At 61.2% G+C, this 25072-nt stretch carries 19 protein-coding genes; 13 read left to right on the top strand and 6 right to left on the bottom strand.

Annotation, left to right across the window (positions count from 1 at the left end; translation table 11 throughout):
- Positions 1–441 precede the first annotated feature (441 nt).
- The 5 genes from IG629_RS02715 (at position 442) to IG629_RS02695 (ending at position 10622) form a co-directional block, all read left to right on the top strand.
- Complete coding sequence (locus IG629_RS02715) at positions 442–2139, top strand: NAD(P)H-dependent oxidoreductase subunit E (RefSeq protein WP_193170442.1); 1698 nt, start codon at positions 442–444, stop codon at positions 2137–2139.
- Positions 2136–4916: a formate dehydrogenase subunit alpha gene (gene fdhF, locus IG629_RS02710; protein ID WP_193170441.1), complete on the top strand. Its 2781-nt coding sequence runs from the start codon at positions 2136–2138 to the stop codon at positions 4914–4916. The genes IG629_RS02715 and fdhF overlap by 4 nt, the downstream gene beginning before the upstream one ends.
- Positions 4917–4935: 19 nt before the next feature.
- On the top strand, positions 4936–5757 hold the full coding sequence (locus IG629_RS02705; protein ID WP_193170440.1) for a universal stress protein: 822 nt from the start codon (positions 4936–4938) through the stop codon (positions 5755–5757).
- A gap of 197 nt (positions 5758–5954) precedes the next feature.
- Positions 5955–8639, top strand: coding sequence for a pyruvate, phosphate dikinase (ppdK, locus tag IG629_RS02700; RefSeq protein ID WP_193170439.1), 2685 nt, complete (start codon positions 5955–5957; stop codon positions 8637–8639).
- Between the two features lie 378 nt (positions 8640–9017).
- Positions 9018–10622, top strand: a complete 1605-nt coding sequence (locus tag IG629_RS02695; RefSeq protein WP_193170438.1) for a gamma-glutamyltransferase family protein — start codon at positions 9018–9020, stop codon at positions 10620–10622.
- Between the two features lie 94 nt (positions 10623–10716).
- Here the strand turns inward: IG629_RS02695 and IG629_RS02690 are convergent, their stop codons facing one another.
- Positions 10717–11166: a GNAT family N-acetyltransferase gene (locus tag IG629_RS02690; RefSeq protein WP_193170437.1), complete on the bottom strand. Its 450-nt coding sequence runs from the start codon at positions 11164–11166 to the stop codon at positions 10717–10719.
- A 21-nt stretch (positions 11167–11187) separates the two neighbouring features.
- Positions 11188–12261: a divergent polysaccharide deacetylase family protein gene (locus IG629_RS02685; protein WP_193170436.1), complete on the bottom strand. Its 1074-nt coding sequence runs from the start codon at positions 12259–12261 to the stop codon at positions 11188–11190.
- Between the two features lie 130 nt (positions 12262–12391).
- Between IG629_RS02685 and IG629_RS02680 the strand changes: the two genes are divergently transcribed.
- The 6 genes from IG629_RS02680 (at position 12392) to lexA (ending at position 17490) form a co-directional block, all read left to right on the top strand.
- Positions 12392–13024 (top strand): anthranilate synthase component II, encoded by a 633-nt coding sequence (locus IG629_RS02680; protein ID WP_193170435.1) that lies wholly within the window; start codon positions 12392–12394, stop codon positions 13022–13024.
- Positions 13021–14070 (top strand): anthranilate phosphoribosyltransferase, encoded by a 1050-nt coding sequence (gene trpD / locus IG629_RS02675; protein WP_226886393.1) that lies wholly within the window; start codon positions 13021–13023, stop codon positions 14068–14070. The genes IG629_RS02680 and trpD overlap by 4 nt, the downstream gene beginning before the upstream one ends.
- The gene (gene trpC, locus IG629_RS02670; RefSeq protein ID WP_193170434.1) at positions 14063–14869 is read left to right on the top strand and encodes an indole-3-glycerol phosphate synthase TrpC; all 807 of its coding nucleotides are present in this window, start codon (positions 14063–14065) and stop codon (positions 14867–14869) included. The genes trpD and trpC overlap by 8 nt, the downstream gene beginning before the upstream one ends.
- Positions 14870–14902: 33 nt before the next feature.
- Entirely contained in the window at positions 14903–15379 is a 477-nt protein-coding gene (moaC, locus tag IG629_RS02665; RefSeq protein ID WP_193170433.1) for a cyclic pyranopterin monophosphate synthase MoaC, read from the top strand.
- The gene (locus IG629_RS02660; protein WP_319024995.1) at positions 15369–16622 is read left to right on the top strand and encodes a molybdopterin molybdotransferase MoeA; all 1254 of its coding nucleotides are present in this window, start codon (positions 15369–15371) and stop codon (positions 16620–16622) included. The genes moaC and IG629_RS02660 overlap by 11 nt, the downstream gene beginning before the upstream one ends.
- A gap of 100 nt (positions 16623–16722) precedes the next feature.
- Complete coding sequence (lexA, locus tag IG629_RS02655; RefSeq protein WP_193170432.1) at positions 16723–17490, top strand: transcriptional repressor LexA; 768 nt, start codon at positions 16723–16725, stop codon at positions 17488–17490.
- 9 nt (positions 17491–17499) lie between these two features.
- Here lexA and IG629_RS02650 read toward each other — a convergent pair whose 3' ends face one another.
- Positions 17500–17814 carry a hypothetical protein gene (locus IG629_RS02650; RefSeq protein WP_028464750.1) on the bottom strand — a complete coding sequence of 105 codons (315 nt, stop codon included), beginning with the start codon at positions 17812–17814 and terminating at the stop codon, positions 17500–17502.
- Positions 17815–17908: 94 nt separating this feature from the next.
- On the bottom strand, positions 17909–20011 hold the full coding sequence (locus tag IG629_RS02645) for a ComEC/Rec2 family competence protein (protein WP_193170431.1): 2103 nt from the start codon (positions 20009–20011) through the stop codon (positions 17909–17911).
- 92 nt (positions 20012–20103) lie between these two features.
- On the opposite strand from IG629_RS02645, the gene gltX reads away from it, so the two are divergent.
- Both gltX and IG629_RS02635 read left to right on the top strand, forming a co-directional pair.
- Positions 20104–21498, top strand: coding sequence for a glutamate--tRNA ligase (gene gltX / locus IG629_RS02640; protein ID WP_193170430.1), 1395 nt, complete (start codon positions 20104–20106; stop codon positions 21496–21498).
- A 96-nt stretch (positions 21499–21594) separates the two neighbouring features.
- Positions 21595–22896 (top strand): citrate synthase, encoded by a 1302-nt coding sequence (locus IG629_RS02635; RefSeq protein WP_193170429.1) that lies wholly within the window; start codon positions 21595–21597, stop codon positions 22894–22896.
- Between the two features lie 134 nt (positions 22897–23030).
- Here the strand turns inward: IG629_RS02635 and lpxB are convergent, their stop codons facing one another.
- Positions 23031–24236, bottom strand: coding sequence for a lipid-A-disaccharide synthase (gene lpxB, locus IG629_RS02630; RefSeq protein WP_193170428.1), 1206 nt, complete (start codon positions 24234–24236; stop codon positions 23031–23033).
- Positions 24233–25066: an LpxI family protein gene (locus IG629_RS02625; protein ID WP_193170427.1), complete on the bottom strand. Its 834-nt coding sequence runs from the start codon at positions 25064–25066 to the stop codon at positions 24233–24235. Before IG629_RS02625 ends, lpxB begins: the two co-directional genes overlap by 4 nt.
- Positions 25067–25072 lie beyond the last annotated feature (6 nt).

Genomic DNA, 25072 nt, shown 5'->3' with positions numbered 1-25072 from the left:
GGGCACGCTATACGGTAAAGCACTTGTAAAAAGTCGCAGATTTATTGAATGTTTTCGGCGACATGACACTCTCTGACACTCGACAGCCTGCCGCCACGCGACTATGGTATACAAGATGCCAATACATAATGACCTGCCTGCACGGGCGAAAAGAAAGCACACTCAAGGGTAAGGTTATTCGATTGTTTGGCGATTTCCGGCTTCAGGCCGGATCAGCGAGAACGAAAACTACCGCCCCGGGCAAGCCCTAGGCGGGCATGACGTGCGAAAAGCACGCAACGAATAAAAGGCGACGCTCAGAAGCGAATTGATGACGCGCACGGGCGAAGCAAAACAAGAACTGGCCGATAGCGTTCGTTGGGACGCGATTGGGAGAAACTCAGGATTCTGTCAAAAGGGTCCGGGATATGCCGAGGAAGCAACAAGAAGGCCGCAAAGACCATGAATCAGATGAAAGTCGGGAAAAAAATCCATCCCGGTTCGGGCCGACGAAAAGCCCCGGCACTGCCCAAAGGGCGGTTCCTCGAAGAAGACGACCGGGACCGTGTCCGGGCAATCCTCGGCGACCTTCCACGCCGTCGTGATCTGCTGATCGAGCATCTGCATCTGATACAAGACAGTGAGGGATGCCTGCCCGCCGGCCTGCTGCACGCACTGGCCGCAGAGATGCGCATTCCCATGTCGGAGATCTACGAGGTCGCGTCCTTCTATGCGCATTTCGATATCGTCCGCGACGGCGAGGAGCGCCCTGCCCCCGTTACCATCCGGGTCTGCGAGTCCCTCAGCTGCGCGCTTTCTGGCGCCGAACGGCTTATCTCGGAACTCGAGGCCAACGCGGATGCCGATATTCGCGTGCTGCGCGCTCCCTGTATGGGCCGCTGCGATCTGGCACCGGCTGCCGAAGTCGGCCACCGCCATGTCGATAACTGCACCACCGAAAAGGTTCTTGAGGTCGCCAGGAGCGGCCACCTGCATCCGCATATTCCCGATTACAAGGCATTTGCCGCCTACCGCAACGATGGAGGCTATGCCGCTCTGGAGGCCTGTACGTCCGGCAAACGCAGTGTCGAAGATGTGATCGAAACCCTTTCCGAAGGTGGTCTGCGCGGTCTCGGCGGCGCCGGCTTTCCGACCGGCCGGAAATGGAGCTTCGTGCGCGCCGAGCAAGGTCCTCGCCTGATGGCCGTCAACGGTGACGAGGGCGAGCCCGGCACCTTCAAGGACAGGATGTTTCTTGAAAGCAACCCGCATCAGTTCCTCGAAGGCATGCTGATTGGGGCCTGGGCAGTCGAGGCGGAAGAAGTCTTTATATATCTGCGCGACGAATATCCGGCAGCCCGCGAAATTCTGCTGAAGGAGATCGCAGCCGTAGAATCCGCAGGTCTGGCCAAACACACCAAGATCACTCTGCGCCGTGGTGCAGGCGCCTATATCTGCGGCGAAGAGTCCGCGATGATTGAATCCATCGAGGGTAAGCGCGGCCTGCCGCGTCACCGCCCCCCCTATGTCTCGGTCAACGGCATTTTCGGCCGGCCGACGCTGGTAAACAATATCGAGACGCTCTACTGGGTGCCCGAAATCCTGAAGAACGGCGCCAAATGGTTCGCGGATCAGGGTAAGAACGACTGCAAGGGGCTCCGTAGTTATTCAGTCTCGGGCCGGGTCAAGAACCCGGGCGTGAAGCTGGTTCCGGCCGGCACCACCGCGCGCGAACTGATCGAGGAGCATTCCGGCGGCATGGCCGACGGACACAGCTTCAAGGGCTACCTGCCCGGCGGCCCGTCCGGCGGCATCCTGCCGAAGGATATGGCCGACATCCCGCTAGATTTCGGCCAACTGGAGAAACACGGTTCCTTCGTCGGCTCCCATGCAGTCGTCATCCTTTCCGACAAGGACGACATGAAGGACGTGGCCCTCAACCTCCTGAAATTCTTCGAAGACGAAAGCTGCGGCCAGTGCACGCCCTGCCGCAACGGCACCGAGAAGGCCGTCCAGCTGATGCAGCAGCCGAGCTGGGATACGGACCTCCTCGAAGAACTCAGCGCGGTCATGGCGGACGCTTCCATCTGCGGCCTCGGCCAGGCAGCACCCAACCCGATCCGATCAGTGATGAAATATTTCCCGGGAGACCTGAAATGAGCGATCGCATCTCTTTCGAGTTGAACGGCGAAACCGTCGAAGCACTTTCCGGCGAAACCATCTGGCAGGTGGCGGACCGTCTCGGCACCGAGATCCCGCACCTCTGCTGGCAGCCGGAGAAAGACTACCGCGCCGACGGTAACTGCCGCGCCTGCATGGTCGAGGTCGAGGGCGAGCGCACCCTGACCGCCTCCTGCGTCCGCACCCCGACGCCGGGCATGAAAGTGCAGACAGCAAGCGAACGGGCAAAAAAATCCCGTGACATGGTCTTCGAGCTACTGATCGCTGATCAGCCGGAACGTCAGACCAGTCACGATCCGGATTCCAAATTCTGGAACTGGGTCGACCAGATGGAAATCGGAGAAGCCAGCCGGTTCCCCGGAACCGAAAGACCAAAAGCAGACATCAGCCACTCCGCGATCACGGTCAATCTGGACGCCTGCATCAATTGCAATCTCTGCGTCCGGGCCTGCCGCGAAGTCCAGGTGAATGACGTTATCGGCATGGCCTATCGCGGGCATGGCTCGAAGGTGGTATTCGATTTCGACGAAGGCATGGGCGAGTCCACCTGTGTTGCCTGCGGCGAATGCGTCCAGGCCTGCCCCACAGGCGCGCTGATGGAAGCCAACCTGCTCGACAAGGCTGGAACCCGGACGGAATACGCCGACCGCGTGGTCGACACGCTCTGCCCCTATTGCGGTGTCGGCTGCCAGACCCGCGTGCATGTGAAGGACGACAAGATCCTTCAGATCGACGGCCGCGATGGCCCCGCCAACAACAACCGGCTTTGCGTAAAGGGCCGCTTCGGGTTCGATTACATCCACCACCCGGACCGGCTGACCGTGCCGCTGATCCGGCGCGACGATGCGCCGAAGGCCGGCGACATGGAAATCGATCGCGGCGATGTCTCCAAATATTTCCGCGAGGCGACCTGGGAAGAAGCCCTGGAACGCGCTGCCTCCGGCCTGAAAAAGGTGATCGACCGCGATGGCGGCGATGCGCTTGCCGGTTTTGGCTCGGCGAAATGCTCAAATGAGGAAGCCTATGTCTTCCAGAAGCTGATCCGTCAGGGTTTCGGCACCAACAATGTCGATCACTGCACCCGGCTCTGCCACGCCTCCTCGGTCGCCGCCCTGATGGAAGGACTGAATTCCGGTGCCGTGACGGCTCCCTTCACCGCCGCCGAGGACAGCGACTGCATTATCGTCATCGGTGCGCGCCCGGCGGAAAATCATCCAGTCGCCGCGACGTTCCTGAAGGCTGCTGCCAAGAACGGCAAAGAGCTGATCATCATGGACCCGCGCGGCCAGAATAACGGTCTCGCCCGCCATGCGACCAAAGTTCTGCAGTTCAAGCCCGGCTCCGACGTCGCCCTGCTGAACGGCATGCTGCACACCATCGTCGAGGAAAACCTCTACGACGTTCAGTATGTCGCGGCGAACACAGAGGGCTTCGAAGCTCTGAAATCCAGCATCAAGGATTTCGCGCCGGAGAAAATGGAAGAGATCTGCGGGATTCCCGCCGAAACCATCCGCTCCGTCGCCCGGCTCTACGCCACCTCGACGGCCTCGCTGATCTTCTGGGGCATGGGTGTCTCCCAGCATATCCACGGCACGGACAATGCCCGTTGTCTGATCGCGCTGGCCCTGACCACCGGCCAGATCGGCCGAAAGGGGGCGGGCCTGCATCCGCTGCGCGGCCAGAACAACGTGCAGGGCGCCTCCGACGCCGGCATGATCCCGATGGTCTTCCCGGACTACAAGTCCGTGGAAGATCAGAGCATCCGCTCTCTCTATGAAGAGTTCTGGAAAACCGACCTGCCGCCGGTCAAGGGCCTCACCGTGGTTGAGATCATCGACGCAATCCTGCGCGACGAAATCAAGTCCATGTATATCCTCGGTGAAAACCCGGCCATGTCGGACCCGGACCAGAACCATGCCCGGTCAGCGCTGGCCCGGCTGGAACATCTGGTAGTTCAGGACATCTTCCTGACCGAGACCGCCTGGCATGCCGACGTGGTACTGCCCGCCTCCGCCCATGCGGAAAAATGGGGCACCTTCACCAATACCAACCGTCAGGTGCAGATCGCCCGCCCCGTGGTCCCGGCTCCGGGCCAAGCCCGGCAAGACTGGGAGCTGGTACAGGAACTGGCGCAGCGCATTGGGCTGGACTGGGACTACAAACACCCCTCCGACATCTTCGCCGAGATGACGGAGATCATGCCCTCCCTGAAGAACATCACCTGGGAGCGGCTGGAACGTGAAGAAGCCGTCACCTATCCCTGTGACGCACCGGACAAGCCCGGAAACGACATCATCTTCAGCGACCGGTTCCCGACAGAGTCCGGCCGCGCGAAGATCGTTCCGGCCCAGGTCACGGCACCGGCTGAGCTGCCGGATGCGGATTATCCGATGATCCTGACCACGGGACGCCTGCTGGAGCACTGGCATACGGGCAGCATGACCCGGCGCTCCTCCACGCTGGATGCCCTGGAGCCGGAAGCCATTGCCGGCCTCAACCGTTGGGACATGAAGCGGATGGAGGTACAGGCCGGCGACTATGTCCAGGTCACAACCCGGCGCGGCACGGTCGCCCTGAAGGCCCGGCAGGATGTGGACGTGCCGGAAGGCATGATCTTCATCCCGTTCTGCTTCGCGGAGGCGGCAGCCAACCTGCTGACCAATCCGCAGCTCGACCCGATGGGCAAGATTCCGGAATTCAAGTTCTGCGCCGCCAAGATCGAAGCTGTGCGGGAAACTGTAGAAGCCGCGGAATAAGCGGCCTTGGGAGGAATGAATGGCAATCAAGGATCTCGCCGTTGCCTATAATGGCACGGCCAACAGTCACGCTGCGCTCCGGCTTGCGGTGCGTATGGCCGCCAAATACGGCGCATCTATCACCGGACTGCATGTAAATCCGCCTCTTAATCTGGATAACCAGACTCGCCAGTGGATACCGGACAGCATTCTTGAAACCCTGCAAAAAGCAGAACAGGACAGCGTCTCCGGCATCAAGGCACAGTTCCGGGAACAACTCTCCGCCCTCGGGCATACCAGCAAAGGGGATTGGATCGCGGAACAAGGCGAGCCGAACCGGGTTCTGGCAAAAGGCGCGCGCTATTTCGACATTCTGCTGGTCGGTCAGTTCACCGCGTCAAACGGCGTGAAGGCGGAAATCCGGCCGGAGGATATCGTGCTGCTCTCCGGCAAGCCCGTGATTGTGGTGCCGAAGAAGTATGAAGACCGGCCTTTCAATGAATTCGCCGTTGTTGCCTGGGATGGTAGCCGCCCGGCTGCCCGCGCCCTGACGGACGCCATGCAGATCCTGGAGACCAAGAGCCGGATCGACATCGTTACGGTTGTCCCGAAAGATACTCCGCCCGATTGCGGCCATGACATTCTCCGTCATCTCCGGCGGCATGGTATCGATGCCCGGCAGGTCGTTCTTCCGGATAACGGCGGCATCGCGAATACGATCCTGAAACATTGCGACAGCACGAATCCTGATATCCTGGTCATGGGCGCATATAGCCGAACCCGTATCCGCGAGGATATTTTCGGCGGAACCACACGTGACATTCTGGAAAATCTGACCGTTCCGGTTCTGATGGCCCATTGATTCACAAAACCGGCGTCACGAAAGAGTCAAATTCCGCTCCGGACTGCGACTCTTTCCTTTCAACGGCGCCATTCTTTGAGTAAACACCATCCGACCCCGTTGCCCTTTTCGCAGGTGCAACAATCAAACGGTGCCGAGCTCCCCGGGTGTGGGTGCCCGGACGTTAGGCACTGGAACCATGACTCGGAGAGCGACTCTTGGCCAAGTGGGTGTACAATTTCGGAGCAGGCAAGGCTGACGGTTCGGCCAAACTGCGAGAGCTTCTGGGTGGCAAAGGCGCCAATTTGGCAGAGATGGCCAGTCTCGGCCTTCCGGTCCCCCCCGGCTTTACGATCTCGACCGAGGTCTGCACGCATTATTATGCCAACGGCCGGACCTATCCGAGCGATCTAGCCGATCAGGTCGAAGCCGGCCTGAAAGCGGTTGAAGAAACCCTCGGCCGCGGCTTCGGCTCCACCGAAAAACCGCTTCTGGTTTCCGTCCGCTCCGGTGCCCGCGCTTCCATGCCCGGCATGATGGACACGGTGCTTAATCTCGGCCTGAACGACGTCACTGTCGCCGCCCTCGCGCGCGAGACCAATGACGAGCGTTTCGCCTATGACAGCTTCCGCCGCTTTATCCAGATGTACAGCGACGTCGTGCTTGAGGTTGAGCATTACAATTTCGAGGAAATCCTTGAGGACTACAAAGAGCTCAAGGACTACAGCCTCGATACGCAAATGTCGGCGGACGACTGGAAAACCATCGTCGCCGAATACAAGGCCCGGGTGAAAGAGGTTCTGGGGCGGGATTTCCCGGAAGACCCGAAGGAACAGCTCTGGGGCGCGATCAGCGCCGTGTTCGGCTCCTGGATGAACCAGCGGGCGAACACCTACCGCCGCCTGCATGACATTCCCGAATCCTGGGGCACCGCCGTTTCCGTGCAGAGCATGGTGTTCGGCAATATGGGTGACGATTGCTCGACCGGCGTCTGCTTCTCCCGCAACCCCTCGACCGGCGACAACCGCTTCTACGGTGAGTTCCTGGTCAACGCACAGGGCGAGGACGTAGTTGCCGGCATTCGTACGCCGCAGCCGCTGACCATCGCCGAGCGCGAGGAAGGCGGCGGGGAGCTGGCCTCCATGGAAGAGGTCCAGCCGGACGTCTACAAGGAACTGGTGGCGATCCGGGACAAGCTCGAAGCGCATTATCGCGACATGCAGGACATGGAGTTCACGGTTCAGCAGAACCGGCTCTGGATCCTGCAGACCCGTAACGGCAAGCGCACGGCCAAGGCCGCGCTGAAGATCGCATGCGACCTGGTGCGCGAGGGTGTGATCGACAAGCGTGAAGCCGTACGGCGCATCGATCCGGCCCAGCTCGACCAGATGCTGCACCCGACTCTCGATCCCGATGCCACGCGCGATGTTGTCGGCCGAGGCCTGCCTGCCTCGCCCGGTGCCGCCAGCGGCCAGATCGTTTTCACCGCCGAGGAGGCGGAAGAGTGGGCAAAGGCCGGCAAGAAGGTGGTCCTGGTCCGTAACGAGACCAGCCCCGAGGATATCGGCGGCATGCACGTGGCCGAGGGCATCCTGACCACGCGCGGAGGCATGACCTCCCACGCCGCTGTCGTGGCACGCGGCATGGGCACGCCCTGCGTCTCCGGCGCGGGCGAGATCAAGGTCGACGGCAAGAACAAGGTGATGCTGGCAGGCGGGCGCGAGTTCGTCGAAGGTGACATCATCACCCTGGACGGCACCACCGGTGAAGTGATGAAGGGCGAAGTCGCCACCATCAAGCCGGAGTTGACTGGCGATTTCGGTGAGCTGATGGGCTGGGTGGACGAATTCCGTACCCTCGGTGTCCGGGCCAATGCGGAAACCCCGCTGGATGCGCAGACCGCCGTCGATTTCGGTGCCGAAGGCATCGGCCTGTCACGGACAGAGCACATGTTCTTCGATCCGGAGCGGATCGTGCACATGCGCGAGATGATCCTGGCCCGCGATCCCGAAGCGCGCCGCGCGGCCATCACGAAGCTGCTGCCGTACCAGCGCGAGGACTTCACAGCCCTCTTCCGCATCATGAACGGCCTGCCGGCGACCATCCGCCTGCTGGATCCGCCACTGAACGAATTCCTGCCGCATACGGACGAGGAAATGCAGGCTGTGGCCGATGCCGCCGGTGTCTCGCTACGTGCCCTGCAGATCAGAAAAGCGGAACTCGACGAAGCCAATCCGATGCTGGGTCATCGCGGCTGCCGTCTTGCCGTTACATATCCGGAACTCTGCGAAATGCAGGCCCGGGCCATCTTCGAAGCCGTTGTCGCGGTGAAGAAAGAAGGCATCGAGGCCATTCCGGAAGTGATGATCCCGCTGGTTGGCACCAAGGCGGAAATGGACGATCAGGCTGTGATCGTTCATCGCATCGCCAAGGACGTCAAAGCCGAGACCGGCGAAGACTTCGAATACATGGTCGGCACCATGATCGAGTTGCCGCGCGCCTGCCTGGTGGCGGACGAGATCGCCGAGACGGCCGAATTCTTCAGCTTCGGTACGAACGATCTGACCCAGACCACATTCGGCTTCTCCCGTGACGATGCTGGCTCCTTCATCGAGGAATACCTGCATCGCGGCCTGCTGCCGGCCGACCCATTCATCACCATCGACCGGGACGGCGTCGGCGCCCTCGTGCGCATGGGCGCCGAAAAAGGCAAGAAGACGCGCCCGGACCTGAAGATGGGGATCTGCGGCGAACATGGCGGTGACCCGGCGTCGGTCCGCTTCTGCCACGAAGTCGGCCTGACTTACGTCTCCTGCTCGCCCTACCGGGTGCCGATCGCACGGCTCGCGGCGGCGCAGGCGGGGATCGACGAGTCTGATGGCGTGCGTAAACAGGACGCTTAAGGACCGCTTTCAAGAACTGGAAACGCCGCCCTATAGGGCGGCGTTTCTCATTTCAGACCAGGCGGCGCTGAAAATTCTAGCGCGAGGCATAATGGTATCTGTTCTGCTCCCGTCCGCAGCCTCATAATAGCCGAAGACATGGCAGGACGTTTCCTGCCAGGCTTTGCCCACAAGTTCCGGAAGCTCCGTCGCAGCCCCAGACAGCCTTTAGCGATCTATCTGCACAGAGCGCGGACATCCAATTGGCCGCAAAGGCGCATTGGCGCGTATTTTGGATTGATCCCCGCTTTCGTCACCTGCATCCTCGCTCCAGTCGTGTTCTGCGACTCTCAATGGATGCGGGCGTCCTGCCTGCTGATCTTCAGTGGAGGAATTTCGATGGGTGTCGCCGTCTATTCACACGGCCGTCCGACAGTGCGCGCGGTCGGCGGAATGGTCTCTTCCGCTCATCCGCTGGCTTCGGCGGCAGGAGCGAAGATGCTGGAGGCCGGCGGCAACGCATTCGACGCTATCGTCGCCACAGCCGCTGTTCTCAATGTCGCCGAACCGTTCATGTCCGGCCTTGCCGGGCTTGGTTGCGCAACCGTATTCACGGCCAAGGAACGGAAAGTCCGCGTTCTCGATTTCCACCCGCCGGTGCCGTCCGCATTCGATGCCTCTAAACTGGATAGTCTCGACATCCGGGACGGGGCGAATGCAAGCGGAACGCCGGGCAATCTCGCCGGCTGGTGCACACTTGCCTCCGAACTCGGTACACTGCCGTTGAGCACTCTCCTGGCGCCGGCGATCAAGCATGCGCGGCAGGGTGTCCCTGTCTCGCCATTCTTTGTTGAAATGGTGCGCGTCAGCCGTCCGAGAAATATGCAGCCGGAATGGCTCTCGACCTATATCGATCCAACCGATGATGCCACCCTCAACGCCGTCCTGAAGCAACCCGATCTGGCGGAGACCTTGGAAGCCATCGCTGCTGAAGGGCCTTCATATCTCTATGACGGCCCTCTCGGGCGAAAGATGATCGCGCATCTGCAATCGCTTGGCGGCTGCATGACGGAGGATGACCTCGCGGCCGTTGCCCCTGTCTGGGAAGAGCCGGTGGTTACGAACTATCGCGGGCTCGACATTCACGTGCCGCCGCCGCCTGCCGAGTCCTTTCAATTCCTGCTGACCCTGAAATTGCTCGACGGCATCGATATCGGCGCCAAGGAGCATCTTTCGGCGGATCACCTGGACACGGTTTTCCGGGCTGTCCGCCTGGCGGCGGAAACCCGCATCCGCAACAACAAGTGCAGTCCCGAACGGGTCGCGGAGCTCCTCAGCGAACGCCACATCGCGCCGCTGCGCGAGCGCCTTCTCGACCCGGCGCCGATCACCGGGCGCACGGAACAATTCGGCGACGGCCCTCTGCCCGGCAGTGTGGAGCTGCGCGAACACACCACATCCTTTTCCGCCATCGATCGCGACGGCAACGCGGTCTGCCTGACCCAGAGCCTCGGTTCCATGTTCGGCTCAGGCGTCGTCATTCCGGGAACGGGCGTGACCATGAACAACTTCATGAACTGGGGCGATCTTCACCCGGACTCCCCCAACCGTCTTGTCGGTGGGGAGCGTTTCGGCATGTGCCTTGCGCCCTCCATCTCGCTCAAGGACGGCGAAGCCGTACTCGCGCTCGGCACGCCCGGAAGCTACGGCATTCTGCAAACGCAGGCGCAGGCCATGGTCCATCATCTCGATTTCGGACTCGAGCTACAGGCCGCCATCGACGCCCCCCGCGCCCGGCTTTGGGACGGCGCAAAGGTCAACCTCGAAGCCCGTGTGGAAGAGCCGGTGATCGAGGAGTTGACACGGCGCGGACATGAGATTGAGAGCATAAAGCCGTTCTCAATGGAATGCGGCGGCATGCATGCAATCCGCCGCGACCCGAAAAGCGGTGCCCTCTCGGGTGCTGCGGATTCGCGCCGCGACGGGGCTGCCATTGCTATCTGAAGATCTATCTCGATAAGACGATCCTGCCTGTCCTCCATGGTGAATCCTCAATGGGTTCCCCGGGACAGGCCGGAAGTCTATTCCTTAAAAGCTCTCAGGCCGCCTTCAGCATCTCGTAATGCGGGATGCCATCCTCGTCATAAGGACCACGGATGATTTCGTAGCCGACGCTCAGGTAAAAGTCCTTCAGATAAGCCTGCGCGTTGAGCCGGATCGGGACGTCGCCGTACAGCGCCTGGGCACGGGTATGCCCCTCCTCCATCAGCTTGCGGGCAAGGCCCCTGCCCCGGGCCTCCGGCGTTACCAGCACGCGCCCCAGCGCCGGCTCGTCGTAATAATCGCCCGGACCGAGAATGCGCAGATAGGCAAGGAAGGTGCCGTCCTCAGCACGCCCGATCAGATGCCGGGCCAGATGGTCCTTGCCGTCGATATCCGGGTAGAAGCATTTCTGCTCAAGGACGAAAACATCCTGACGCTGCCTCAAAATGTCATAGAGATCGGCGCACGAGAGGCTTTCGAAACTCTCAAATGTCCAATCGACCATGATCGGCCCCTTTCCGGTGGATCAAGAACGTCCCGCCTGTTCCCATAGCGCCGGATACCGTTTGCGGACAAGAGCGGAGACAGGAACAATTGCAAATCCGCGGGACACCGCATCCGGAATCCAGTCCCGTAGCACGGTAATCGTCGCATCGTGCGGATGTCCGATAGCAATGGCGGTACCGGTCCGCAGGGCGATTTTCTCTACCTGCTCCAGACGATACCTGACCTCTTCCGGTGTGTCCTCGTTGTCGAGGAACACGTCCCGGGTCAGCACCGGCACCCCGGCTGCGCGCGCCGTGCTTACTCCGGCACTGTCCGGTGCGGTCACCGAATCGAGAAAGAACAGCCCTCGGCTGCCGAGTGCGGCCATCACGGCCTGCATACCGGTTTGGTCCGTCGTGAAGCGGCTGCCCATATGATTGTTGACGCCGACATAGCCATTAAATCTGCCAAGCCCCCATTCGAGCTTTTCGGCAAGCTGCACCGGCGTATCCCGCACCCGGAGCACCTTCGGGCCGGGATCGGCGTCCGCGCTCTTCGGCTGCATTGGCACGTGCACCATCAGCTCGTGCCCACGGGCCCGTGCCGCTGCGGTCTGCCTGTCCAGATCGTGGCCATAGGTCAGGAACGACAGCGTCAGCGGCGCCGGCAGGGCGACCACGGCGTCCGAGCGCTTCCGGTCGATCCCGACATCGTCGATCACCAGCGCGATCATAGGCTTGCCGCCCTCCGCCCTGTACGCAACCGCGTTCCGGATCCAGGCTGGTGTTTTTGCAGGCATCAGATCCACGATGGGAGGGATAACGGCAGGCGCGGGTTTCGCCACCTCTTCCGGCACCGGTTCCGCGACTTTGGCAATCAGCCGGTCTAGCGCGGCTTGGTCGCGCGGCTTGGGGCCCACAGGCGCCGGTGCCGGGAGTGCCGCCATCTGGCGTGTCGGCGCCACATTCTCAGACGGCGCTTCACCCAAAGTCTCCGCACCGAACTGCATGCCGGCCCACAGCCCGACACCAAAGACAGCCAGCACGAAGGCCCCTCCGCCAGCCGCGAGAACCAGTCTGTTGATCCTGATTTTGTCTTTGCGTTTCCGCGCCATAAACCGGTCCCAAAAGGGTTTGCCAAGCCACGCGTGCCGGGGCAGTCTCTATTCGCTCGTGCGGAGGCTTGCTATAAACACTAGAAGAGCTTCCGATCTTACATCAACATAATTCGATAAAAGTCTGAAAATGTTCATACTTATCGACAATTACGATAGCTTTACATACAACCTGTGGCACTTCCTCGGGTCGCTGGGCGTGGAGGTGGTTGTACACCGGAACGACCAGATCAGCACCGACGAGGTGATGGCGCAGAACCCGCAAGGTATCGTTCTGTCTCCGGGCCCGTGCGATCCGGACAGGGCCGGCATTTGCCTGGAACTGATCGAGCGCGCCGCCGGCAAGGTTCCCGTGTTCGGCGTTTGCCTCGGGATGCAGTCTATCGGACAGGCCTTCGGTGGCAAGATCACCCGTGGGCCGGTTCCTATGCATGGCAAGATCAGTTCCGTCACACACACGAACAAGGGTGTTTTTCAGGGGCTCCCCAGCCCGTTCGAGGCAACGCGCTATCACTCGCTGGTGGTCGACCGGGCAACCCTGCCCGATTGTCTCGAGATTACGGCCGAGACGGAAGACGGTATGATCATGGGGCTGCAGCATCGCGATCTGCCGGTCCATGGTGTGCAGTTCCATCCAGAGAGCATCGCCTCCGAGCATGGCCACCAACTCCTGCAGAACTTCCTGCGGATCTCTGGCGTCAATGCCGAGCCTCTGAAGCCGCTGGAGCAGCTTGAATCAGAATTGCGGAAAACCGGGACATGACCGGCGATATCCAGGACATGAAGTCGCTGATCGGGCACGTGGCGACCGGCGCTACGCTGTCGGAAGAGCAAGCTGAAGCAGCATTCGATATCATCATGTCGGGCAATGCCACGCCTGCACAGATGGGCGGCTTCCTGATGGCGCTGCGGGTCCGCGGCGAAACAGTCGAGGAAATCACCGGTGCCGCCAAGGCGATGCGGGCGAAAGCACTGCGCGTCACTGCGCCCGCCGATGCCATGGACACGGTTGGCACTGGCGGTGACGGGGCGAAGACCTACAACATCTCCTCCGCCAGCGCCTTCGTTCTTGCCGGGACGGGCCAGCCGGTCGCGAAACACGGCAACCGCGCCCTCTCCTCCCGCACCGGGGCTGCCGACGTTCTGAGCGCGCTCGGCATCAATAACGAGTGCGACATGAGCCTGGTGCAGAAGGCCATCAACGAGACCGGGATCTGCTTCCTGATGGCGCCCCGCCACCATGCGTCGATGCGCCATGTCGGCGGCACCCGGGTTGAACTCGGCACACGGACCATCTTCAACCTGCTCGGCCCGCTTTCCAACCCGGCCTTCGTGAAGCGCCAGCTTGTCGGCGTCTTCGCTCGCGAATGGGTGGAGCCGATCGCGCAAGTGCTGGGCAAACTCGGCTCCGAACGGGCCTGGGTTGTGCATGGCTCCGACGGCCTTGACGAAATAACCACGACCGGCCCGACCTATGTGTCCGCGCTGGAAGACGGCAAGGTGCGCTCCTTCGAGATCTCTCCAGAGGATGCGGGCCTACCGCTGGCAAAGCCTGAAGATCTCAAGGGCGGAGCCCCGGAAGAGAACGCGAAAGCCTTGCGCGATCTGCTGGAAGGCCAGACAGGCCCCTATCGCGACGTCGTTCTGTTCAACACCGCAGCCGCCCTGATGGTTTCCGAAAAGGTTTCCAATCTTAAAGACGGCGTCGCCCTGGCCGCGGAGACGATCGACAGCGGAAAGGCGCTAGCGAAACTCGATGCGCTCATCAAGGTGACCAACTCACTCAACGAGGCAGCAGCCAATGACTGATATCCTTGCCAAGATCTGCGCGGACAAGCGCGATCATATCGCTGCCTGCAAGGCTGCCAGGCCAGTGGGAAAGCTGAAAGTGCGCGCCGAGGAAGCTTCGGCCCCACGCGGGTTCGGCTCGGCCCTGAAACGGGCCTCACGGGTCGGCTACGGACTGATCGCGGAGGTCAAGAAGGCCTCTCCCAGCAAGGGCCTGATCCGCGCCGATTTCGACCCGCCACGCCTTGCCGAGGCCTATGCGGGCGGCGGCGCGACCTGTCTCTCCGTCCTGACGGATCAGCCTTATTTCCAGGGTCATGACGACTTTCTGATCGCCGCCCGGAACACGGTCACGCTACCGGTCCTGCGCAAGGACTTCATGCTCGACCCTTACCAGATCTGGGAATCGCGCGCGCTCGGTGCCGATTGCATCCTGCTCATCATGGCTGCCCTCGAAGATGCACAGGCGGCGGACCTGGAAGCGCTTGCGATGGAACTCGGCATGGATGTGCTGATCGAAGTGCATGACGGAGCGGAACTGGACCGGGCTCTCGCACTGAAATCACCGTTGCTCGGCGTCAACAACCGTAACCTGAAGACCATGGTGACGGATATTGCGACGACGGAGGAGCTGGCCCCGCGGGTACCATCGGACCGGATCCTGATTTCCGAGAGCGGACTTTACGAGCCGGCCGACCTTGCGCGCATGGCCGCCGTCGGGGCCCGCTGCTTCCTGGTTGGCGAAAGCCTGATGCGACAGGACGATGTGCGCCGCGCCACGGCAATGCTCCTGAGCGATCCCGTGCCGGCTGTTGCCTGAGCGCCGGCCCCTTTAAGGCAAACGGAACAGAGTATGAGCGAACTGACCCATTTCGACGAGCGCGGCAACGCCGCCATGGTCGATGTCGGCGACAAGGAAATCACCGAACGGACCGCAACGGCGGCCGGTACGGTGACGATGGATCCGGCGACGATGAAACTGATCGTCGATGGCGGCGTGAAAAAGGGCGATGTGCTCTCCGTCGCCCGCCTTGCCGGGATCATGGGCGCCAAGAAGACCCCGGACCTCATCCCGCTCTGCCATCCGCTCGCCCTCACTTCGGTCAAGGTCGAGTTGTCCTGCGATACGGACCGCAATGCGGTCGATATCAGCGCGACCTGCAAGCTGAAGGGCCGCACCGGTGTCGAGATGGAAGCGCTCACCGCCGTCAGCGTTGCCGCCCTCACCGTCTATGACATGTGCAAGGCTGTGGACCGGGGCATGAAGCTCGAAGACATCCGCCTCATTCACAAGGCCGGCGGCAAATCCGGAGACTGGCATGGCAAGTGACCTGTTGCCGGTCGAGGAGGCGCTGAGCCGCATCCTCTCCGCGATGCCGCTCATGCCGGCCGAGGAAGTCCCCCTGACGGACGCACACGGGCGTACCGCTGCTGCAGATATCGCCGCGCGCCGCACCCAGCCGCCGGAAGCGGTCTCCGCCATGGACGGCTATGCCGTGCGTGGCGCGGATGTGGCCGAATCGGGCGCCAGATTGAAACGGATCGGGACGGCCCCCGCCGGTCATATCTTCGACGGCACTGTCGGCCGTGGCGAGGCGGTCCGCATCTTCACCGGCGGCGCGATACCTGACGGTGCCGATACCATCGTCATCCAGGAAGACGTGAAGGCCAGCGCGGAAGAAGACGGCGCCACTCTCGAGATCACCGAAGCGACGAAAACCGGCGCCTATGTGCGCCCGGCAGGGCTCGACTTCCGCGAGGGCGATGTCCGGATCAAGGCCGGACGGGTTCTGACCGCCCGTGATATCGGCATGGCCGCCGCAATGAACGTGCCCTGGATCGAAGTGCGCCGGAAACCGCGCGTTGCCATCCTGCCAACCGGCGACGAGATCATCAGGCCGGGCGATCCAACAGGGCCGAACAAGATTGTCAGCTCGAACAGTTATGCTCTGGCGGCGCTGGTGCGGGCCTGTGGCGGCGAGCCAACTATCCTCGGCATTGCTCCCGACACGGTGGGAGGCATTCAAGCCATGGTGCGGGGCGCCAAAGGCGCCCACATCCTGATCACGACCGGCGGCGCCTCCGTCGGCGAGCACGATCTCGTCCGACATGCACTGGGCAGCGACAGTTTCGGACCCGGCCGGCTCGAGCTTGATTTCTGGAAGATCGCCATGCGGCCCGGCAAACCGCTGATCTTCGGCCATATCGGCGATACACCGATGCTGGGCCTGCCGGGCAACCCGGTTTCCACAATCGTCTGCGGCACGGTATTCCTGCGACCAGCTATCTCCGCCATGCTTGGCAGGATCGAACAGGACAACCGCACCCTGAAGGCACGTCTTGCCATGCCGCTCAAGGAAAACGACCGGCGTCAGGACTATCTGCGCGCGACGTATCATCTGGACGAAAACGGCGAGGCTGTGGTCGAGATCTTCGAGCGCCAGGACAGCTCCATGCTGGCCCTGCTGGCCGATGCGAACTGTCTGCTGATCCGCCCGCCGCACGGCGCAGCGCTTCCAGCCGGCACCAAAGTCGACGTTCTCCCCCTCGGCATCGGTACCGTTTCAATCTGATCTCCCCGCTTGATCAGAGGCTTGACGCCAGACAAGAACCAAAGTAGAACATTTAAATGTTTATCTTTTGTTCTTTACGGAACCAGTGCGGGAGTCCCTGATGCTCACGAAAAAGCAGCACCAACTGTTGCTCTTCATCCAGAAACGGCTGGAAGAGGACGGTGTCTCCCCCTCCTTCGATGAAATGAAGGATGCACTCGACCTGAAATCAAAGTCCGGCATCCATCGGCTGATCACAGCGCTGGAGGAACGCGGTTTCATCCGCCGCCTGCCGCATCGGGCCCGGGCGCTTGAAATACTGCGCACGCCCGATTCAAGCGCGACGGTTCTGGCTCAGCCGAGCGTAACGCATCCGGCCGCACTGGACCGTCCTGCCAGCCGCGGGTTTACCCCGAATGTCATTCCGGGGAATTTTACTCGGGCCTCGCGCGATGACGAGGAAGCCGTCAGCCCTGCTCCGGAGGAAGCCACACATTCGGACGAGGAAATGATCGACCTTCCCATGCTGGGACGGATCGCCGCCGGCACACCGATAGAAGCGCTGCGGGACAATAGTGCCCGCGTTGGCATTCCGGGTTCCATGATCAGGGCGGGAGATCATTACGCTCTTGAAGTGTCGGGCGATTCCATGGTCGATGCCGGCATTCTCGACGGCGATACCGTGATCATCAAACGCGGCGATACCGCCGATAACGGCAGTATCGTTGTCGCCCTTGTCGATGAGCATGAAGTGACACTGAAACGTCTGCGTCGACGCGGACATGCGATCGCTCTGGAGCCTGCCAACCCGAATTACGAGACGCGCATATTCGGCCCGGACCAGGTACGGATCCAAGGCAGTCTTGTCGGCTTGATGCGGAAATATTAAGTCCGGCGACTAGCCGGCGTTCGCGCCCCAGATCACACCGAGATCGGCAATTTTCACTTCTGCCTTCGGCTTGTTGCGTGCCCGGACGGAAAGAACGTGACGACGTTCTTCCTGTGCCTTGTTGATCGCTACGCTCTTGATCTCGCGCCGATTGGTCAGCGGAATCTGATCGAATACTGACGTTGCCCATTCCTGACGGGCATCGTTGCCTTCTTCGTCGGAAGCTTTCTTGATTGCGATATAGGCAAGGTTCTTGGTGCCAACAACATCGGATACCGAGTCAGCCAGAATGTTCAGGGCTCGTTTTTTCAAAGTGTCCGACACCAGCGCTTCACCCTTCTGTAAATCGCAGTCCTAGAGACAGGCTCAATCAATTTATATAAAGTTATCTCTTTTTTCGCGTGAAATTTCAATTTGTTTAATTGCGGCCACGCGTTACCGCACCAGACCAAGGCCTGTTTCCCTGTATTTCTCTTGAATATACCACTTTTGGTACGGGTTGATCCAGCCAGATCGCAATGGAGCCTCCGGCCCTGATTTGCTTTGGCCCAAGGATCAGGCGCGGCATCGGACAATCGTCCGGTATCCTGACCCGGGTCACAAGAATATCCGCCCGTTGGCAGTCTTCCGCCAGGGATTGCGCATCTGTCGACCAGGCAACCGAACCAATCCGAGGCGCGTCCACCGCGCAGCCCAGACTGTCGCAATGGAACTTGGACGGCGACGCTTCCCCTCGCGCTTCCAGCACCCCCGCGCGACGACGCCAGACGCCGATAGCAAAACCCGCGTGCCGCGACGTTGAGATCATCCGCATTTCAGAAAATACACCAATCTTCTTCGCCCGGTCCGCGACGATCAGAGTCGGCGGAACCCAGGGAGACGCAACGAGAACGCCAATGCACAAGACAAGAAGCGGAACGGCACCGAACCGCACGCGGCCACGCAGCAGGCACAGCCAAAGCCCGGAGCAAGCCGCAAGACCGATAACCCAGCCCGGAGCGGCCGCAACAGCATGCGTTGCATACGGCCAGTCCTGCACGACGCCAGCAAGATGGAGTACCGCATCGATGCCCAAGCCCATCGGCACCAACGCCAGTCCCTCAAGCCCGAATGGCATAAGAAACAGCGCCGCAGCGCCGAATGGCATAATCCAGAGGCTGGCTGCCGGAACAGCCAGCATGTTGGTCGCAACACCGTAGAGAGCGGCTTTCTGGAAATGATAGAGCGCCAGCGGCATAGTGGCGCTCGACGCGACAAGGGAACTGAGAGCAAGCAGCCCGACATGCCGGGCAAAACCGCCGAATAGCCGGCCACGCGCCGGATACCGGCTCCACAGTCCGGTCTCATAGACGGCAACGAGACAAATTACCGCGGCGAAGGACAGCTGAAAGCTGGCGCCCAGAACATATTCGGGACGCGCCGCCATGATGATTGCCGCAGCGGAGGCAATCAGGCGCATGGAAATCGCCCGCCGGCCGATCACAACCCCGATCAACACGACCAGCGTCATGACATAGGCGCGCTGCGTCGGCACAGACGCGCCAGATACCAGCAGGTAAGCCGTCGCGAACAGGATTGCCCCCGATGCAGCCAATCTTCTTGTCGGCCAGCGCAGTGCTATCTCCGGATGGAGGCTCAGCAGCAAACGGATGAAGAAAAACACACAGCCCGCGACCAACCCCATATGCAATCCGGATATGGCAAGCAAATGGGCGATCCCCGCATCGCGCATGGCCGCTGTCGCACTCTCGGAAATATGATCCCGATCCCCGACAAGAAGCGCGGCCGCAAGCGCACCGGTGTCTCCCGGAAGCCGGGATCTGATTCGCTTCGAGAGCTCACTGCGCAGAGCCGAAAGTCGACCGGACAAGGGCACTTCCCCCGCCTCCTCCACGGTCACCAGCCCAAGGGCAAAGCCGACGGCGCCGATTCCCCCGAAATAGAGCACCCTTTGAAAATCGTAGGCATGCGGAGCGACCGGCGGAGGCGGCGGGCTGAAACGCCCAAAGACCGTGATCCGTGAGCCGGCCGGCGGCGCCCTGTCCCGTTTCAGCAAAAGCAGCCTCACCCGGCCAGGTCGGTCTTCCGGTCCCACCCGGCCAAGGCGCTCCACACGTACGATCACCCTCTCGCCCCGGGAAGTGACCCGCACGTCCTCCACCATCCCGGTGAGAGAAGCGGCCGTTTCCCGCTTAAGCACCGGTGCTGCGACCTGCCACGTCCTGATTTGCGCCGCCGAGAATCCTGCGGCAACGGCGAGCAAAGGTATCAGGCAGGAGATGGAGATCATGGAGCGCCGGGTGGCCAGCAGAAGCGAAACGAGGAATCCGAGAAGACCCGGGCCAACCCAGAGCGGCGGCTCGGAGGACAGGTCGAAATAGCCGAAAATACCGGCACCGAATGCAACAGGCAGCCAAAGCCCGGCACGGGAACGGTTCTCCGCCAGCACGCCGGCCAGCCGGCGACGCGCCCCCCGATATCCACTGCCCGGCACGCCCCCAGACGCGGTCCAATCTCGCACTGCACCGGTCAATGTGCTACACAGCCCCGCGCTCGCAGGCTGAGATGACCCGCGATGCAGCGTTTGCCCAACAAATCACGAGAAACAGCTCCATGTCCGTCGTCACGCGTTTTGCCCCGTCGCCAACCGGTTTCCTGCATATCGGCGGCGCAAGGACCGCGCTCTATAACTGGCTCTATGCGCGGCACATGGGCGGAAAATATCTGGTCCGGATCGAGGATACCGACAAGGCGCGCTCCACCCCGGAAGCGGTGCAGGCCATTTTTGATGGTCTCGCGTGGCTGGGGCTGCTCGGCGATGAAGAGCCGGTCTATCAGTCGGCCCAGCTGGAGCGCCATGCAGACGTGGCCAAGGAATTGGTCGCGAAGGGGCGTGCCTATTACTGCTACTGCACGCCGGAAGAACTCCAGACCATGCGCGAGGAAGCCAAGGCTGCCGGCAAACCGATGCGGTATAACGGCATGTGGCGCGACCGCGATCCGTCTGAAGCCCCCAAGGGCGTCGATCCGGTCGTACGCCTGAAGGCGCCGCTCGAGGGCGAAACCACGCTGGCCGACCATATCCAGGGCGAAGTCACAGTTCAGAACCAGCAACTTGACGATTTCGTGCTGCTGCGCGGCGACGGCACCCCGACCTATATGCTTTCAGTCGTCGTCGACGATCACGATATGGGAATCACCCACGTGCTGCGAGGCGACGATCACCTGAACAACGCGTTCCGCCAGGCCGCGCTTTACCGCGCGATGGACTGGGACGTGCCTGAATTCGGCCATATCCCGCTGATTCACGGTGCCGATGGCGGCAAGCTTTCAAAACGTCATGGAGCCCTTGGCGTCGATGCCTACAGGGATATGGGATACCTGCCGGAAGCGTTGAACAACTATCTGCTCCGCCTCGGTTGGGGCCATGGCGATGACGAGATCATTTCCTCCGCGCAAGCAATCGAATGGTTCACACTGGATGCGGTCGGCCGTTCTCCGTCCCGTTTTGATCTTGCCAAACTGGAAAATCTGAATGGCCATTATATCCGCGAAGCCGACGATGAAAGGCTGGCCAATCTTGTGATCGCCGGCCTCGGTGACGTTGACGAGGTAGGTCGCAGCCGGATTCTGAAAGGCATGGACGGCCTGAAACAGCGGGCCAAAACTATGGTTGAGCTGACTGAGAATGCAGCATTTTATGCCGCGTCCGTGCCTTTGAATTTCACGGAGAAGGCCCAAAACCTACTTACAGAAGAGGCGCTTAGCCAACTCGCCGCCCTCACCGCGCAGCTTGAGGCGATGACGGACTGGAGCGAGGAATCCGTCGAGCAAGCAGTCCGCGCAGTCGCTGAAAAAGCCGATGTCAAACTCGGGAAGCTCGCCCAGCCGCTGCGTGCAGCGCTGACGGGATCAACCGTTTCTCCGGGTATCTTCGAGGTTGCCGCCGTTCTGGAACGCGCAGAAACCTTGGCCCGTCTCAAGGCAGTTTGCGGCACTGCACAATAGAGACTAATATCCGCCGCGATTAAGCGGCACGTTGCCCCAAACTTGCCCCTGGGGAATACGGGGCAGCCGCCCAACAAGAACTAAGGGAAGCTCAGGATGACTAAATCAAACACCGGCAGCTTTACACTCACCGATAATCAGACCGGCAAGAGCTACGACCTTCCAGTCCTGCACGCATCGGTCGGCCCGAACGTGGTCGATGTCCGTAAATTCTACGCCCAGACGGATCATTTCACCTATGATCCCGGCTTCACCTCGACGGGTTCCTGCGAGTCCGGCCTGACCTATATCGACGGCGATAAGGGCATTCTGCTGCACCGCGGTTACCGGATCGAGGATCTGGCCGCCAATTGCAACTTCCTCGAGGTTGCGCACCTGCTGCTGAACGGCGATTTGCCGAACAAAGCGCAGAAAGCCAAGTTCGATCATGACGTGACCTATCACACCATGGTCCACGAGCAGCTCAGCAACTTCTATCGCGGCTTCCGCCGTGACGCCCACCCTATGGCTATTCTGTGCGGTGTCGTCGGCGCGCTGTCCGCTTTCTATCACGACTCCACGGACATTAATGACGAGCACGCCCGCATGGTGGCGTCCTTCCGTCTGATCGCGAAGATGCCGACCCTGGCCGCCATGGCCTACAAGTACTCCATTGGCCAGCCGTTCAATTATCCGAAGAACGATCTCAGCTACTCCGAAAACTTCCTGCACATGATGTTTTCGGTTCCGGCCGAGGAATACAAAATGGACCCGGTTCTGGCAAAAGCCATGGACCGCCTGTTCATCCTGCATGCCGATCATGAGCAGAACGCATCCACCTCGACCGTCCGCCTCGCCGGCTCTTCCGGTGCCAACCCGTTCGCCTGCATCGCGGCCGGTATCGCCTCGCTCTGGGGCCCGGCACATGGTGGCGCGAACGAAGCCGTGCTGACGATGCTCAACGAGATCGGTCACAAGGATAACATCAACGAGTACATCAAGAAGGCGAAGGACAAGGACGATCCGTTCCGCCTGATGGGCTTCGGTCACCGGGTCTACAAGAACTACGATCCGCGTGCGAAGGTCATGCAGGAGAGCTGCCACGAGGTGCTTGAAATCCTCGGCGTCGACGATCCGCTGCTTGAACTGGCGATGGAACTCGAGAAGATCGCGCTGGAAGATCCCTATTTCGTCGATCGCAAGCTTTTCCCGAATGTCGACTTCTATTCCGGCATCGTGCTGAAGGCGATGGGCTTCCCGACCTCCATGTTCACCGTCCTCTTCGCCGTCGCCCGGACCACGGGCTGGGTCGCGCAGTGGAAGGAAAGCATCGAGGATCCGCAGGCAAAAATCGGCCGCCCGCGCCAGCTTTACACTGGCCCGACCGAGCGTCCGTTTGTCACTCTCGACAAACGCTAAAACATTCCGGTTACCCGGATCTGAAGCGGCGGCGCGAAAGCGCCGCCGTTTTCATTTTACAGTCAGGGAACTAATGATCAGAGGGCCGCGAAAGCGTCGCTTTTCTTCCCGCGGTTAAGGAAAGCCGGGCCTGATTAAGGAAGTTCGGGAACCGCGATGCCCGCCGCTTCGGCGACAGCCAGAGCCGCCCTGTCCGAAGGTGCAATCTCGCCGGTCCCGAGAACTGCGCGTAATTCATCAGCAGCCCGGGAGCAGTCGGCGCGGGCTCGGGTATCGTCGAACATCCGGGCGACCGCCACTGTCAGAGCATCAGGTGTGCAATTGTGCTGCATGAAAAAGGGCTGGACCTGCCGCTTCAAGATCCAGTTCGTCAAGACCACGGCCTCCATATTCACAAGCATTCGCCCGATCGGCACGGAGAGTGGATTAACTTTGTAACCAACAACAGTCGGCACGCCTGCAAGAGCCAGCTCGAGCGTCACCGTACCAGAGGCCGCCAGCGCCGCATTCATGGCAGCAAACGCATCATATTTGTCGTCGGCATCTTCAAGGATGACCGGCTGCACCGGCCAATCCGCAACCCCGTCACGGATCATGTCGGCAACACCGGAAACAGTCGGTATCAGGACCTTCAAATCCTTATAACGCGGTGCAAGCCTTCGCACAGTTTCGCCGAAACCCGGGAGCAACCGGCGCACTTCGCCGCGACGGCTCCCCGGAAACACGCCCAGAACCGGCGCCTTCGGCGGTATCCTGGTTCGTGCGCGCAGGCGTGCGCCGTCACCAACCGGTTGAACCGATGCGGGGTGTCCGACGAACGTCGTCTTGAGCCCATGCTCTTCGAAATACGGGGGCTCGAACGGGAACAGGACAAGAAGCTCGTCCAGGAATTTCGAGATCTTCTTAGCGCGACCGGGCCGCCAGGCCCAGACGGTCGGCGCCACCATATGCAGCAATGGAAACGGGACATTCTGACCGGCCGCACGACGCTTGAAGAGACGCTTCTGTACACGCAGGTTGAAACCCTTGGAATCAACCGTCAGCAGGACATCCGGCTGCAGCTCGAGGATATTGTCGACGGTCTGACCGATGCGCCGCAGCAACTTCGGGGCGTGCGGAAGGACTTCGAACACTCCCAGCACAGCCAATTCCGATATAGGAAAGAGGCTGGTCAGGCCTTCGGCCGCCATCCGGTCGCCGCCCACGCCAGCGAAGCGCACCTTCCCGCCTGTCATCTTCTTGAGCGACTGCATCAGGCCGGCCGCAAGGACATCTCCGGATGCTTCTCCGGCAATGATATAGACCAGCGGCGTGCGCTCTGCGGCGGCGGTCTCTGTCACGATTGCTGCTCCTGAAGACCCTCGATACCGGCAAGGAAAAGTCCCGCTTCATTCGCGACTTTCACCGCATCCTCCCGGTCGACGAGGATTGTCGCCCCCGCCTCAACCGCTATGCCGCGGAAACCGGCTGCAGCAGCTCCACGCACCGTATCGGGCCCTATCGTCGGCAGATCCGCCCGGCGCTCCTGTCCACGCTTCCGCATCTTCACCAGGATTGGTCCCTCGGCACTGTCGCGCTTCAGATCCGCTGTCCGGGCAATCATCGCATCGGTTCCCTCGACCGCTTCCACGGCAAGCACCAGACCTTCCTGAACCACGACGGCCTGCCCGACATCAGCCGGACTCAGCGCTTCCAGGACGGCCTTGCCGCGCGCAATATCGAACTCTGCGGCCTCGTCAGGCGCACACTCCGTAATCGCCCCAGCCGGCATCAGATAACCGCCGAGCACATCGTCGATCCCAACCACCCGGAACCCGTCGCCTTCAAGTTCCTCGATAATGATGGAAAGCAGACCATCGTCGCCGAATGCTTTGCGCCCGGCCTTGGCCAACATCTTTGCCGACCGCAGATCCAGGGACATGTCCGAAAAGGCGGGCCTGCGCATCGGCCCGGCCATCACCACTTCTTCGACCGAGGCGTCTTTCAGGTGCTTCAGTGTGCCGCTGGTGGCGCCGAGTCGAACCCATGCATGATCCAGCCCCTCAACGGTTTCCTGATCCGTCTGACCCTCGAAAGCGATCACAAAAACACCGTCACCGTCACTCAGCCGACGCTCAGCAATACGGCGGGGCAGCACCCCGCCGCCGGCAAGAATTCCGAGCTTCGGCATAACGGG

The organism is Nisaea nitritireducens (assembly GCF_014904795.1).
GTDB classification, from domain to species: domain Bacteria; phylum Pseudomonadota; class Alphaproteobacteria; order Thalassobaculales; family Thalassobaculaceae; genus Nisaea; species Nisaea nitritireducens.
This window is presented reverse-complemented; position numbering and strand designations above follow the sequence as displayed.